The organism is Niabella aquatica (genome assembly GCF_054779315.1).
Genome location: NZ_BAAGYM010000011.1, coordinates 101,289 through 115,789, shown reverse-complemented (window position 1 = coordinate 115,789; position 14,501 = coordinate 101,289). Strand labels below are relative to the sequence as shown.

The 14,501-nt window shown below is 42.8% G+C and carries 10 protein-coding genes; 3 read left to right on the top strand and 7 right to left on the bottom strand.

Translation table 11 applies throughout. The features are described from left to right. Positions 1-94: 94 nt before the first annotated feature. Both dnaE and ACYVBM_RS09930 read left to right on the top strand, forming a co-directional pair. Positions 95-3,769: a DNA polymerase III subunit alpha gene (dnaE, locus tag ACYVBM_RS09935; protein ID WP_460685501.1), complete on the top strand. Its 3,675-nt coding sequence runs from the start codon at positions 95-97 to the stop codon at positions 3,767-3,769. Between the two features lie 229 nt (positions 3,770-3,998). Then, complete coding sequence (locus tag ACYVBM_RS09930; RefSeq protein ID WP_460685500.1) at positions 3,999-4,559, top strand: thioredoxin family protein; 561 nt, start codon at positions 3,999-4,001, stop codon at positions 4,557-4,559. A gap of 406 nt (positions 4,560-4,965) precedes the next feature. Here the strand turns inward: ACYVBM_RS09930 and mqo are convergent, their stop codons facing one another. The 7 genes from mqo to ACYVBM_RS09895 all read right to left on the bottom strand — a co-directional run bounded on the left by mqo (position 4,966) and on the right by ACYVBM_RS09895 (position 13,298). Then, positions 4,966-6,447 (bottom strand): malate dehydrogenase (quinone), encoded by a 1,482-nt coding sequence (gene mqo / locus ACYVBM_RS09925; protein WP_460685499.1) that lies wholly within the window; start codon positions 6,445-6,447, stop codon positions 4,966-4,968. Positions 6,448-6,629: 182 nt separating this feature from the next. Then, positions 6,630-7,109, bottom strand: a complete 480-nt coding sequence (locus tag ACYVBM_RS09920) for an acyltransferase family protein (RefSeq protein WP_460685498.1) — start codon at positions 7,107-7,109, stop codon at positions 6,630-6,632. Next, positions 7,091-7,819 carry an acyltransferase family protein gene (locus ACYVBM_RS09915; protein WP_460685497.1) on the bottom strand — a complete coding sequence of 243 codons (729 nt, stop codon included), beginning with the start codon at positions 7,817-7,819 and terminating at the stop codon, positions 7,091-7,093. Before ACYVBM_RS09915 ends, ACYVBM_RS09920 begins: the two co-directional genes overlap by 19 nt. 37 nt (positions 7,820-7,856) lie before the next feature. Further along, complete coding sequence (locus ACYVBM_RS09910) at positions 7,857-9,737, bottom strand: ABC-F family ATP-binding cassette domain-containing protein (protein ID WP_460685496.1); 1,881 nt, start codon at positions 9,735-9,737, stop codon at positions 7,857-7,859. A 319-nt stretch (positions 9,738-10,056) separates the two neighbouring features. Beyond that, positions 10,057-10,863: a carboxypeptidase-like regulatory domain-containing protein gene (locus ACYVBM_RS09905; RefSeq protein ID WP_460685495.1), complete on the bottom strand. Its 807-nt coding sequence runs from the start codon at positions 10,861-10,863 to the stop codon at positions 10,057-10,059. Positions 10,864-10,873: 10 nt separating this feature from the next. After that, entirely contained in the window at positions 10,874-11,659 is a 786-nt protein-coding gene (locus tag ACYVBM_RS09900) for an SDR family oxidoreductase (RefSeq protein ID WP_460685494.1), read from the bottom strand. 64 nt (positions 11,660-11,723) lie between these two features. Next, positions 11,724-13,298 carry a M1 family metallopeptidase gene (locus tag ACYVBM_RS09895; RefSeq protein ID WP_460685493.1) on the bottom strand — a complete coding sequence of 525 codons (1,575 nt, stop codon included), beginning with the start codon at positions 13,296-13,298 and terminating at the stop codon, positions 11,724-11,726. Positions 13,299-13,892: 594 nt separating this feature from the next. Here ACYVBM_RS09895 and ACYVBM_RS09890 point away from each other — a divergent pair. Beyond that, the gene (locus ACYVBM_RS09890; RefSeq protein WP_460685492.1) at positions 13,893-14,498 is read left to right on the top strand and encodes an OmpH/Skp family outer membrane protein; all 606 of its coding nucleotides are present in this window, start codon (positions 13,893-13,895) and stop codon (positions 14,496-14,498) included. Positions 14,499-14,501: the final 3 nt, after the last annotated feature.

Below are 14,501 nucleotides of genomic sequence, written 5' to 3'. Positions count from 1 at the left end.
ATCCCAAAGCGTTTGTGCAGATTTATTCATTAATGTGCATAAACAGATTGGTTTAAAAATGATTTTTATTGCAGATTGCAGCAAATAATTACGGATGAAGTTTTCACATTTACACGTTCATACCCAGTACTCGCTTTTAGATGGTGCAGCTCCCATCAGCAGCCTTTATAAAAAGGCGATCAAAGACGGCATGCCTGCGCTGGCGATCAGTGATCATGGAAATATGTTTGGTGTGTTCCAGTTTGTGGCTGAAGCCTATAAAAACCTGGATGAAAATGGCAAACCTAAGGTAAAGCCGGTGGTGGGGTGTGAGTTTTACGTGGTAGAGAACCGCCATGAAAAAACATTTACCAAAGATAAAAAAGATAAGCGCTATCACCAGATCCTGCTGGCTAAAAATGAAACCGGCTACAGGAACCTTACCAAGCTTACTTCCCTGGGTTTTATTGAGGGCCTGTACGGTAAATATCCCCGCATCGATAAAGAACTGATTGTTCAATATCATAAAGGCCTTATTGCTACTACCTGCTGCCTTGGTGCTTCGGTGCCCCAGGCCATTTTAAGAAAGGGCGAAACCGAGGCTGAACAGGAGTTTAAGTGGTGGCTTGATTTATTTGGTGAAGATTTTTATGTGGAGCTGCAGCGCCATGATATTCCCGACCAGAATAAGGTGAACGAGATATTAGTGAAATTTGCGAAAAAATACCAGGTGCCTATTATTGCCAGCAACGATTCGCATTATGTGGAACAGGATGATTTTAATGCCCATGATATTCTGCTTTGCATCAATACCGGTGAAAAACAATCTACTCCTGCATTCCGCGGTGATTTTGCCGATGATGATGTAAACATGAAAAATATGCGCTTCGCATTTGCCAACGACCAGTTTTATTTTAAAACTACCGAGGAAATGACAAAGCTGTTCCACGACCTGCCTCAGGCTATTGATAATACCAACGCTATTGTTGATAAGATCGAGCTGCTCGATCTAAAACGAAGCATCCTCCTGCCTAACTTTCCCATTCCTGATGCATATAAAACGCATACAGCAGATCAGAAGACGGAGAAAGGTGATACAATGAGCGCCGATTCGCTGAATCAGTGGGAATATCTGAAGCATCTTACTTATGAAGGCGCCAGGGAGCGTTATGGCGATGCCTTTGAGGGGGATATTAAGGATCGCATCGATTTTGAGCTGTTTACGATCAAAACGATGGGATTTGCCGGTTATTTTCTTATTGTAAGCGATTTTATTAAAGCGGGCAGAGACAGCGGTGTATTCATCGGGCCCGGACGTGGTTCGGCAGCAGGATCGGTAGTGGCGTACTGTATTGGCATTACCAATATAGATCCTATAAAGTACAATTTGCTGTTTGAGCGCTTCTTGAATCCTGATCGTAAATCTATGCCGGATATTGATACGGATTTTGATGATGAAGGCAGGCAGAAGGTAATTGATTACGTGGTGCAGAAATATGGTAAGAGCCAGGTGGCACAGATCATTACATATGGTACCATGGCTGCTAAAATGAGCATTAAGGATGTGGCACGTGTGATGGACCTGCCGCTGGTTGAATCGAACGCTTTGGCCAAATTGGTTCCGGAAAAGCCGGGCATATCGCTGAAACGTGTGCTGCATGCACCTTTACAGCCAAAGGAAGGAGAAAAGTCGCTGATCGAAAAAGAAGGATTGGTTTCGGAAGACCTGGAAAATGTAAGGAAGATCCGTGAAATATACAATGGTGATGACCTGCGGGCAAAAGTGCTGCATGAAGCAGAGATATTGGAAGGATCGGTACGAAATACGGGTATCCATGCTGCGGGCATTATCATTGCGCCTAAAGACCTGACGGAGCTGCTTCCGGTAAGCACTGCCAAAGATTCAGATTTGTGGGTAACGCAAATAGAAGGAAGCGTGATTGAGGAAGCAGGGGTAATTAAAATGGACTTCCTGGGGCTGAAAACTCTCACCATCATTAAAAATGCCTTACAGCTTATTAAGCTGAACTATGGTAAGGAGATAGATATAGACAGTATACCGCTGGATGATGAGAAAACCTACCAGCTATACCAGAAAGGAGAGACCAACGGTACATTCCAGTTTGAAAGCCCGGGAATGCAAAAGCACCTGCGTGATCTTAAACCGGATAAGTTTGCAGACCTGATAGCCATGAACGCACTGTATCGCCCGGGTCCGTTGCAGTACATTCCCAATTTTATTAAGCGGAAGCATGGGCAGGAAGAGATCGCTTATGATTTGCCGGAAATGGAAGAATACCTGGCTGAAACTTATGGAATTACGGTATACCAGGAGCAGGTGATGCTGTTAAGCCAGAAACTCGGAGGATTTAGTAAAGGCGATGCAGATGTGCTGCGTAAGGCAATGGGTAAAAAGCAAAAAGCCGTGCTGGACAAAATGAAAAAGCAATTCATTGAAGGTGCGGTACAAAAAGGCCATCCTGCCGATAAGCTGCAAAAAATATGGACAGACTGGGAAGCTTTTGCACAATACGCGTTCAATAAGTCGCACTCCACCTGCTATGCGTTCGTAGCTTATCAGACAGCCTATTTAAAGGCACATTATCCCAGCGAATATATGGCGGCAGTATTGAATAACGCCGGGTCGCTGGAAAAGATCACTTTCTTTATGGAAGAGTGTAAACGCATGACCCTGCCGGTGCTGGGCCCCGATATTAACGAATCGCTGAAAGGTTTTGCTGTAAATAAAAAAGGAGAGATACGCTTTGGCTTAGGCGGACTGAAAGGAGTGGGCGAAGCTGCCGTGGAAAGCATTATTGCCGAAAGAGAAAAGGGGGGTGCCTATGCTACCATTTTTGACCTGGTGAAAAGGGTGAACCAGCGTACCGTAAATAAAAAAACGATGGAAAGCCTGGCCTATGCCGGAGCTTTTGATTGCTTTACAGACCTGCACCGAGCCCAGTATTTCCACACAGCTCCCAATGATGCTATGAATGGGCTCGAAAAGATCATTAAGTACGGACAGGTTTGCCAGGCGCAGGCGCAAAACAGCGCCAACACGCTGTTCGGAAACCTTAGCGAAAGCATGGAAGTACAAACCCCGAAAATACCGGATTGTCTTCCCTGGCCTTTGGTAGTGCAGCTGGATAATGAAAAAGAAGTAACCGGTATCTTCATCAGTGGGCACCCACTAGATGATTATCGTTTTGAAATGGAGCACTATGGCATTTCGAGGATCGGGTATGTAAACGAGTTTAAGGACGATAAAGAAAAAGTGAACCCTAATGTTACTTTTAAAATAATGGGTCTGGTAAGCGATGCGCAACACCGGGTAGCTAAAAGCGGTAATAAGTTTGGCAGCTTCGTGATTGAAGATTATAGCGGGAAGCTGGAGCTGATGCTATTTTCGGAAGACTACCTGAAACATTCGGCTATTCTGCAGCTGGGCGCTACGGTATATATTACCGGCTTTTTTAAACAACGCTTCAACGGTGATTATGACTTTAAAATAGCTTCTATATGCCTGGCAGAAAGTGTAAAGAAAAACTTTACCAAAAAGCTCAGTGTACAATTACCTGCTGCGGATGTATCGGAGGATATGATTGCTTTTGTACAGCAGAACTTTAAAAGTTATAAGGGCATGGCTTCCGTTAACTTTACCATCAGGGATGAAGAGGAAGAAATAGAGGTAGCGTTGTTAACCAATGGCAAAGGTGTCGAAATGAACAGTGAGCTGATTGAATTTTTGAAGGATAAAGAAAACTGGAAGGTAAGGGTGGAATGTAACTAGGGAGTTGACCTGGTCTGACCGTCCCGGTCTGACCAGCAGGGAGAAAGAAGCACTGCTATATGTGGCGTTCCTGACCGCCGTCAGGCAGCTGCTGCTGTGCGAGGCGTCCTCGCCTCGCATTATTTATTTTATGGCCTGCGGGCGATGAACATTTTTAGATGAATGACGCCGATCATTGGCTTCGGTACAACTTTTTATTTTATATCTTGTTATCTTTTGCATGAAAACAATGAACTGGAACGAATACCTCAACTATACGCATGAGATCGTCAATGCGGATGTGCCTCCGGCTCCGTATGATCATCCCGATTATTACCATTATACCAAAATGAACGAGGCTCGTATGAAGCGCTGGATAAAGACCAACCCGATTACCCCGGAAGCAGCCAGCTTAATCAAAAGCATTGATCAGCCACAGCAATGGGTGGTTATAACCGAACCCTGGTGCGGCGATGCAGCGCATATTGTGCCGATCATTTATTTAATGAGTACATGGAATGATAAAATTTCGTTCACGCTTCAGCTCCGCGACAGCGCCTCTGAGATCGACCACTATTTAACCAGTGGTTCCAAGTCGATTCCTATACTGATTGTAAGGGATGAAAATGGTAAAGACCTGTTTCATTGGGGCCCAAGGCCTAAGAAAGGGCAGGAGATGTACCTGGAGCTGGCGGCGCGTAAAGCTGATTTTGAAGAGATCAAAACAGCTATCCAGAATTATTACAATGCTGATAAATCTTTAAGCACGCAAAAGGAAATTATAGCCCTGTTGAGCAAAGTAAACGCATGATGTTGCTGGGACCTGATGCTTTACGCTTATACTAACGGTTAGTTGCTCAGGTCTTTCATTACTTATTTTTACCGGGGTAAAAACCAGAAGCATGAAAAGGCGCTAAAGCGGACTGGTGAAATACAGCTACATTATTGGAGCAGGTGCTATTAATGTAGCCCCCGGGTCACAGATCCCGCCTGTAATAATAGATTATCGATCACCTAACGGTTTTATTGGTTAAACAGTACCGTTGAACATCTGCAAGCGGATTACAAATACCTGGTATGATACATAACCTACAGCTTTGGATGTAAATGGTAATTCAAATCATATCCCCGGTATTAATGAAGGTTACGGGGATGTGGCACTTTGCTGATGTTGAACATTGCATATAGCGTATTACATATACTTACATTTTCAGGAATTAAGCATCGAGTTCCAATATACGGCTGGTGCGCGCTCTTACTTCGGCCAACAGTTCAGGATGGTCTTCGAGCTTTTGTCCATAGGACGGGATCATGTCCAGAAGCCGCTGCATATTGGCCTCGGCCCTGTCGGGGAAGCATTGCTTTAAAAGCCGGAGCATAATGGAAACTGCAGTTGATGCACCCGGCGATGCGCCCAGCAGCGCTGATATGGTGCCATCTGCTGCAGTTACTATCTCTGTACCAAATTGCAGGGTAGGGCCATTCTCAGGATCATTATGAATTACCTGCACCCGCTGGCCGGCTTCCTGCAATTTCCAGTCGGCAGGATTGGCCTCAGGATAAAACTGTTTCAAAACATTCATCCTTTCTTCGAAAGATAAGCTTAACTGGCGGATGAGGTATTTTTCAAGGTCTAAGTTTTTAATACCCACTTTTATGAGTGGGAAAATATTCCAGTACTTTACAGTACCGAACAAATCCCAGTAAGAGCCCTCTTTTAAAAATTTAGTAGAGAAGCTGGCAAAGGGGCCAAAAAGAATGGCTTTTTCACCATCAATAATCCGGGCGTCCAGGTGCGGCACGCTCATGGGCGGAGCGCCTACTTCGGCCTGCCCGTACACTTTTGCCTGGTGCCTGCTGCTTACTTCGGAATTTTTACAAACCAGCCATTGGCCACCTACAGGGAAGCCTCCGTATTTTTTGCCTTCAGGCACATCGGCTTTTTGTAACAGCTCCAACGAGCCACCGCCCGCACCGATGAATACAAATTTTGCCAGCACATTATATTTTTTACCGGAGCTTAGGTCTTTCACTCTTATTTCCCAGCGCTTATCGGGTCGCTGGTTCAGCTTTCTTACCTCGTGATGCAGGTGCAGCGTGGCCTGTCCCGACTTTTGAAGCGCTTTGATCAGCGCCCCGGTGATAGCACCAAAATTTACATCGGTACCTAAAGCCGAGTGTGTAGCGGCAATTTTTTCAGCGGCATCACGGCCATTAATAATTAAAGGCGTCCATTGTTTAATAACTTCAGGGTCTTCGGAATATTGCATATTCTGAAAAAGGCTGCTTTGCTGCAATGTAGCGTATCTTTTCCTGAGATATGCTACATCTTTCTCCCCCCGTACAAAGCTCATGTGAGGCGTGGAGCGGATAAAATCTTCAGGATTACCGATTTTTTCCTGTTCAATAAGATAGGCCCAGAATTGCTTGGACACTTCAAACTGCTCCATAATGGCACGTGCTTTATCAATATGCACCACACCATTTTCGTCTTCAGGAGTATAATTCAGTTCGCATAAAGCGGCATGTCCTGTGCCGGCATTGTTCCATGCATCGGAGCTTTCTCCTGCCACGTAATTTAATCTTTCAAAAATATGCATGGTTTTACCGGGAGCTAACTGGTTGATGAGCATTCCCAGGGTAGCGCTCATGATCCCGCCGCCAATAAGGGCGATATCGGTTTCTATCGTCTCTTTCATTTTCTGTATGGTTTATTTCAGGTTTTTGCTGCTGTACTTTTAGAGAAAGGAACACCGCCTGGTAGTAAGAGATAAGTAATGGGTGCGCTTCCCGTTGCAAAAACAGGCGCAAAAATAATACGAATTTTCCTATTTCCTTTTATTAAAACAGAATGATAATAGATATAAATATTTCGGTAATGTTACATTGGAGCAGTAGCCTGGTGCGTTGACAATAAATTATCGGGTGGCGGCTGCTTACCTTTAATGAGTCGTTTTTTCAAACGGAAAAAGGGCTGTTCTACAACGTAATAGAGTAACAGAGCACAAATGGCTACCAGCACCAGGTAAATCATTAGCACCGTCATTTTTTGATGCCCTACCCATTGATTGAAAAACGGCAGCAGGATGCCGATAACCAGGCTGCTGTGCACGAGATAAATGCTGTAACTCAGTTTACTGATGTAGGTAATCACTTTGCGCCAGGTATTCTGTGGTGCTTTTATGCGAAAGAAATGGGGCAGCAGCAGCAGGATAATGCCCTGGGAAAGATCAAAGTACAGAAGTCCTGATAAGCTTAGGATAGGATGGTGGCCCAGATTTACTGTAAAGCCATCTTTAATGATCTGGTAAAGGAAGTAATTGCAGGCTACCAACAGCAAGATCAGTATCCATAACAGCATGGAGCGTTTGCTGTTTTGTTTGAGAAAAAAGGATGGCCGGTACACATATAGCCAGGCAGCGAGTATGCCGAACGCCGGCGCGTCCATTCTGCATAAACGCGGTTTCTGAGAATAAGCCCAAAATCTTCCATAGTGGCAAAGCTGGCATTATATAGATAGTATGATCTTGTGATGTGTGCGCCGATCCAGAATAAAAGACTTACGTATAGAAACGCAAATTTCGGTCGGATTCTTAATCCCCTGATAAGCAGTAGCAATAAAGCAGGTGTAGCCAGATAAAACCATTCTTCTGTACTTAAACTCCAGGCCTCCAGGAAAAATTTTGGATGGTTTTTGTTGAAGTTCTGTATAAAGATCAGGTATTCACTTGTCTGTACACCGCTTTCCTGAACATAGGTATAGTTGAGAAAATACAGTAATACGAGCATAGTATAGTAACTGGGTAAGGTTTTAAACCACCTGCTGATAAAAAACCGGCGAAGCCTGGCGTTGTTGACATTACCGGCAGATTCGAAGCAGGAGAATAACCGGTAACCGACAAGAAATCCACTCAATACAAAAAATATGGTCACACCATCTAATAGTGAAAATACCATCGAAAGTGCCTGCATTTTACCGCCTGGCGGATAAATGAGGTACAGGTGGGCCAATACTACAAAGGCAATTGACAGACATCTCAGCAAGTCCATCCCGTAATTTCTTGTATTCATTAGTTTTGATTATATCAGTTACCGATCCGGATCATACTTATCCTTCTATCCATTCGCTCAGCTCTAACCAGCGCATTTCCTTTTCATCTAAAAGATGGGTGACGGTGCCGATTCTTTCCGCCAGCTTCTGTAATTCTTCATAAGCTGTGCTGCCGCTGTTCAGCTGCGCTGAGATGGCTTCTTTTTCTTTGGTTAAAGCTTCAATTTCTTGTTGCAGCAGTTCAAACTCCCGTTTATCTTTAAATGAAACCTTCTTTTTTTCAGGTATTGTATTTTCTTTGGGCGCAGGCTTTCCTGGTGACTGTACATTCTCATCTGTCAGCTTTCTTTTTTCTTCCTGCAACCGGTACTGGGTATAGTTCCCCGGGAAATCCCTGATCAGGCCATCTCCTTCAAATACCAGGAGGTGATCTACCAGCCTGTCCATAAAATACCGGTCGTGGCTTACGATCAATAAGCAGCCGGGGTATTCCATCAGGAAGTTTTCTAAAACACCCAATGTGGGAAGGTCAAGATCGTTGGTAGGCTCATCTAAAATTAAGAAATTCGGATTCCTGAAAAGGATGGAAAGCAGGTGCAGCCTGCGTTTTTCGCCGCCGCTTAATTTGCTGATATACGTGTATTGCTTATCAGCGTTAAATAGAAACAGTTCCAGGAACTGTGCAGCGCTTAAGGTTCCGCCTTTAGCAAGGGGAAAGTTTTCAGCAATATTTTTTACAAACTCGATCACGCGCATATCGTTCTTTACCTCCAGACCCTGCTGTGAATAATTGCCAAAAATTACGGTATCGCCTATATTGATTTTACCATTGTCCGCTTCCTGTAACCCTTGCAGTATATTGATGAAAGTAGATTTGCCGGCGCCGTTTTTACCTATTACTCCTATGCGCTCACCTTTGTTAAAAGTGTAATCAAAGCCCGTGAGTATTTTTTTATCACCATAAGACTTGTACACTTTTTTCATCTCCACCACTTTGCCGCCCAGGCGGTTCATTTTCATCTGCAACTGTACCTGCTCGTTCACTACCTGTTGTTTGGCGCGTTTTTCTACTTCATAAAAATTATCTTCCCGGCTGCGCGATTTGGTGGTACGGGCTTTGGGTTGTTTACGCATCCACTCCAGCTCACGGCGGTACAGGTTTTTAGCCTTATCAATACTTGCCAGTTCGTTTTCTATACGTTGCGCTTTTTTTTCGAGATAGTTTTCATAGTCGCCTTTGTGCACATACAGGTTGCTGCCTTCCATTTCCCATATTTCTTTACAAACGGCATCTAAAAAATAGCGGTCGTGCGTAACCAGCAGCAGGGTTACATTCTCTTTGTTCAGGAAATGCTCCAGCCATTCTACCATCTCCACATCCAGGTGGTTGGTAGGTTCGTCCATGATCAGTAATACATGCTTGTGCTCAAACCCTATATCGATAAGGGTTCTGGCGAGCGCAACCCGCTTTTTCTGTCCGCCGCTGAGGTTTTTTACCAAAGCGTCCAGGTGATGTATGTTCAGCTTACCGAAGATCTGCTTTACTTTGGCATCAAAATCCCAGGCCTGTAACTCGTCCATCACCACTAATGCGTCGGCTATTTTGTCTGCATCATTGCTTTCGCTGGCCGATTCATATTTTTTGATCGCAGTAATTATAGGATTATTATGAAAGAACACATTATCTGCAATCGTTTTTTCAGGGTCAAGGTCGGGTTCCTGCTCAAATAGAACCACATCCACGTCTTTGTTGATCCATAGTTTGCCTTCGTCTGCAGTTTCCCTGCCTGCCAGTATTTTTAAAAGGGTAGACTTGCCGGTTCCGTTACGGGCTACCAAAGCAATTTTATCGCCTTCTTCTATGTGAAACGATATATCGGAGAACAGCGGCTGTATGCCATAACTTTTTTCTAAACCTTCTGCGGAAACGTAATGCATTCTTTTAATGTGAAAATATGGAAATGTGAAAATATGCTAATGGGCAAAGGTACGCAGAATGCGGGGAAGGCTTTGTTATAAAACGGGATTTTTGCGAACCCGGTATTTGATGGGGCATAAATATTTTGCGGTTTAGCTGTTGGATGAAGATACAACAGCGGCAGCACGGCCGGGGCTAATCCAAAAGTAATATCAGCCTGATGTCACAGTGAGTCTCAAGGACAGGACAGGGCGACAGACAGCATTTAATTCACATGACACTAGTTAGATTCTGTTTGAAGAAGACCCCAAACTCACGTTAATATATATAAATTGTGAATTATTGTTTTACTGTAACGTATGCAGATAAGGAGCCTCCTTTTACCTTTTCCCAGGAGCCGAGACTGTTATGCCTTATATATATACTACCGCCTAACCTGCTGCCGTAATTAAATGTAATCTCTCTCTCTCCCGGGATTAATTCATAAGTAATGAAAAAAGGCCCTTTAAAATGGAGATCGTGATCCTGTAAATCTATTTTTTGCCACCCTTTTTGGGTGGATACCCGTTCAATAATATTTACCGGGCATATTTTTTCAAAAGGCGCTCCGTCTTTTATATTATAGAAATTAATTCTTAGGGTAACAGAATCACCACTTCCGTTCCGGATCATAATAGAAGTGCTTAAAATTTGAGAAGATTTTGTATTGGCGATATATTGGGCAAACTCCACTATATCATTATTTTTTGAATTTACCGGTGGGCTAAATAAAAAAGAACTGTAAGATTTTACGCCAATTGTTTTTAGGGCCGGAGTCTTATTGCTGATAACGACCGGTTCTAATGTAATAGTGTCTGCATTTAGAAAAAAACTATATTGCTTGCTGCTAATAATATCTTTGACCCTTAATGTTACATCCCGGAACCCGGAATAAGAGAACGTCAGCGAGTCGTATAAAAACTTATCTGGTATGTCGATTTCAAAGGCTCCCTGTTTATTGCTGATTGTGCCGAAATTCTTCCCTTTAATGCCGATATTGGCATAAGGAAGAACGCCATTAGTAGTATTTACTGTTCCCGAAATTGTATTTTGGGCAATCATGAATACAGGATGCAAAATGATGCAGATGAAAATGATGGCTTTCATTCGCCCGGGTTTATATTGATTTCAGCAAACCTCCATCCACGGGAATACTTGCTCCGGTTATATACGATGCCTGTTCCGATGCCAAAAAGGTTACCAGGTTTGCCAGTTCTTCAGGCCTGCCTAATCTTTGTAAAGGAATATCAGCTTCTGCTGTTTTTGTGATTGCTTCTATTGATGTATTTTGAGCCTTGGCCTGTAACGAAAATAATTCATTCAGCCTTTCAGTGTCAAAATTTCCTGTAAGGATATTATTCACAGTAATATTGTACTTGCCTACATCCCGTGATATCGTTTTTCCCCAGGCAACCACTGCAGCACGTATAATGTTGGACAAAGCCAGGTTATCAGCAGGTTCTTTAACCGTTCTGGATGTAAGGTTTATAATACGGCCACACCTGTTTTCCTTCATACCTTTAACAGCAAGGCTGGTAGTGTATTGCACGGTTTGAAAAAGCAGGCTGAATGCTGATTGATAATCTGTTTCCTTTTGCTCCGATACGGTTCCTGCCTTTGGCCCGTTGGTATTGTTTACTAAAATATCAACCGCATGATTGCTGAAAAAATCATCCATCTTTATTTTAAAGCTTTCAAAATCCGAAAAATCAACAACCAGATAATCGTGCTGTTGCCCTTCGCTTGCAGATAATTCGCTTATTACTTGCTGTAGCTTTGCCTCATTACGTGCCATAATAGTTACCGAGGCTCCGCTTGCTGCAAGCTGCACAGCCACTGCTTTTCCAAGCCCCTGGCTGGCGCCGCCGACCAGGGCTTTTTTGTTTTGTAAAGAAATGATCATGAATGATATATGTAAAATGTAGCATCCTGCATTCAGAATTCTACGGTTAAAATTTTATATGTTTCTAAAGACTTCCTTCTTTTTTAAGTTTATTAAACCAGTCGTCCAGGTTCATATCCAGCGCTTTTTCGAAGGAGGCTTTCATGTCTTCCGGCTGGGGGTGTTTATTCTGCCAGTCTTTAAAATACTGCTGCATGGCTTTATCTACACCTTCCTTACCTACCCGTTTTTCCAGTTCATATAACCATATGGCTGTTTTTACATAAGAAATCAGACCATAATCCTGTGATGTTTTAAAATCTGCGGCCGGAATGTCGATAGCTGATTGCATGGGGATTTGCTGCATAGCGGCATACAGCGCATTTTGAAACCGGTCTAACGGAAGATTTTTTAGCTGCGGAGGGATCTGATCTCCGAAAACGGAATTGGCCCTGTATTTTTCTGCTTCGTAACGAAACTGGTAATAAGTGTTCAAACCCTCATCCTGCCATGTATGTTCCCGCTCATTGCTTCCCAGCATACTCATGAACCAGTTGTGGCCTATTTCATGGGCAATGACACCGTCCAGGTATTCTTTTTTTGCATCCGGCACGGTAATAAGCGTGATCATGGGATACTCCATGCCGCCGCTGGAATTGTTTTTGGGACCTTCAAAAACCTGAACGGTTGGGTACATATAGGTGCCTATCCAGTTACTATAAGCCCTGGTTGCGTCTTTTGTATAATCTATGCTGTTATTCCAGATGGTTCCGGGTTTATTTTTATAGTAGGTGAATGCGTCTACAGTTTTACCGGAAGCCAGCTTTACCGTATCATATTGTATCACTACATCCTGTTCAGCAAACCAGGCAAAATCAGGTACATTTTCGGCGGTATAAGTAAGGGTTTTTTTCGCAGCCTTATTTTTATATAACACAGGGGTACCGGAACGTGCCTGTGTATTCTTTGCCCCGATTTCCCGGTATTGCTTCAGTTCATCAGCATTTTGTAATACACCGGTAGCACCCACCACATAATTACCTGGTAATGTAATGTTGACCTTAAAATTCGCATACTCGCTGTAATACTCGCCCATACTTAAATATGGAAACTCATGCCACCCGTTTTTATCGTACACGGCTGGTTTGGGATACCATTGGGTGGCCATAAACTGACCATCGGCATAGCCTGAACGTGAAAAGTAAGAAGGTAAATGAACTTTAAAATTGGTAGTGATAGTAGCCGATTCTCCCGGATTTAGTTTTTGGGGTAATATGACTTTAAGAATATCAATATAACCGGGATTACTATGGGGTTCTGTTTTTGCGGTGGCCCCGTTTACCTTAAAGTTCAGCCCTTCTATGTAACCGCGCGTGATATTGGAAATATCTTCTTCCGATGTAGGATCATTCTTTATTTGTTGGAATAAGGCAGTGCTGTCATTTTTATAGGCATTGGGCCAGATATGAAACCAGATAAAACTGAGGGAATCGGGCGAATTGTTTGTATAGAGCACCGTTTCTGCTCCAGTGAGTGTATGAGCTTTATCATCAAGCGAAACATCAATTTTATAGTCCACCTTTTGTTGCCAGTAAGTATTCTGGGCATAAGCAGTGGTGGTCAGCATCATAATAAAAGGTAAAAAAAGGAATCGGATCATACTGATAGTTTTTTGAAAGATAAGGAGAAATTTTAAAGCCGGTGATTGCCATTTTTGTGAAACGCATGCGATTTTAGCGGTATTGTTGGCCAAGAACAAAAACCTCCTTGATGCTCTGCTTTTACTAACTACCAAACCGGCAATATTTATTGCATCTATTCCGGTGTTTTATTCAATAAACGGCTATCCCGGCTTGCTGTTGTATTATTCATCCAGACGCCAGGTATCTAGCAATAGTAACAAATGAAATACTAAGGATCTGATAAAATTATAATGATTTGTTTTTATTTAATTGATAGTCAATATTTTATATTATTTTAATTAGAGTTGCTTATTGAAAGGAACAGTAAAAACAGCCTGTTTTGTTAAAAGTCTCTTTTTTATCGCCGGCTATTGCAGTAACAGCTGTAATTTAAAAAAAAATCGGTTTTGATAGCTTTAAGGGGAGCATGTCTGAGGATGAAAATTGGTAGTTTACTTTTTAACCCTTAACTTTTGCCGCTCATACCGTTAAGCCTTTCATAAGAAACAAAATGGTATGTTCGTTTTCTTTAATTGATCATTATATTGCAGGATTAAAATGTCGATGAAATTATGAAGCAGGCTTTATTAATCGTAAATGCTTTATTGGTTGTTGCGGTTTCTTATTTATTGTATAAACAGTTTGCAAAGGGTTCCGAAGCGATTGTTACCGCGGGAACCTCTTTAAATAACAAAGATTCTGTAACCAGCAAAAAACTGCTGTTCGCTTATATTAATATGGACTCTATACAAAATAAGTATGAGCTGGCAAAAGTTGTATCCAATGAAGTAGAACGGAGAAGAGAAAGCCTTGATGCAGAGCTGAACAGGATGCAAAAAGCGTACAGGAATAAATTAGAGGGCTACCAGCAGCGCAGCGCTACTATGACTGAAGAGCAGGCCGTTGCAGCGAGGGAAGATATGGAGAACACAGAACGTGAAATGATGGAAAAAAGGCAGACACTGGCAGATGAATATCAGAACTGGCTGGCATCTAAAAATATGAGCGTGATAAAAGATATAAAAGACTACTTAATGCAATTTAATGCAGACGGCACTTATTCATTTATATTTTCTCATGAGCCGGGTCTTTTTTATTATAGCGATACAGCGTACGATATCACAAAGGAGGTGATCAACGGGCTGAACCAGCAATACAAGCTTAAGAAGAAGAAGTAAGAA

Coding starts and splice junctions, on each gene's coding strand:
- dnaE (WP_460685501.1), top strand. CDS start 95: ATGAAGTTTTCACATTTACACGTTCATACCCAGTACTCGCTTTTAGAT.
- ACYVBM_RS09930 (WP_460685500.1), top strand. CDS start 3,999: ATGAACTGGAACGAATACCTCAACTATACGCATGAGATCGTCAATGCG.
- mqo (WP_460685499.1), bottom strand. CDS start 6,447: ATGAAAGAGACGATAGAAACCGATATCGCCCTTATTGGCGGCGGGATC.
- ACYVBM_RS09920 (WP_460685498.1), bottom strand. CDS start 7,109: ATGCTGTTATGGATACTGATCTTGCTGTTGGTAGCCTGCAATTACTTC.
- ACYVBM_RS09915 (WP_460685497.1), bottom strand. CDS start 7,819: ATGAATACAAGAAATTACGGGATGGACTTGCTGAGATGTCTGTCAATT.
- ACYVBM_RS09910 (WP_460685496.1), bottom strand. CDS start 9,737: ATGCATTACGTTTCCGCAGAAGGTTTAGAAAAAAGTTATGGCATACAG.
- ACYVBM_RS09905 (WP_460685495.1), bottom strand. CDS start 10,863: ATGAAAGCCATCATTTTCATCTGCATCATTTTGCATCCTGTATTCATG.
- ACYVBM_RS09900 (WP_460685494.1), bottom strand. CDS start 11,659: ATGATCATTTCTTTACAAAACAAAAAAGCCCTGGTCGGCGGCGCCAGC.
- ACYVBM_RS09895 (WP_460685493.1), bottom strand. CDS start 13,298: ATGATCCGATTCCTTTTTTTACCTTTTATTATGATGCTGACCACCACT.
- ACYVBM_RS09890 (WP_460685492.1), top strand. CDS start 13,893: ATGAAGCAGGCTTTATTAATCGTAAATGCTTTATTGGTTGTTGCGGTT.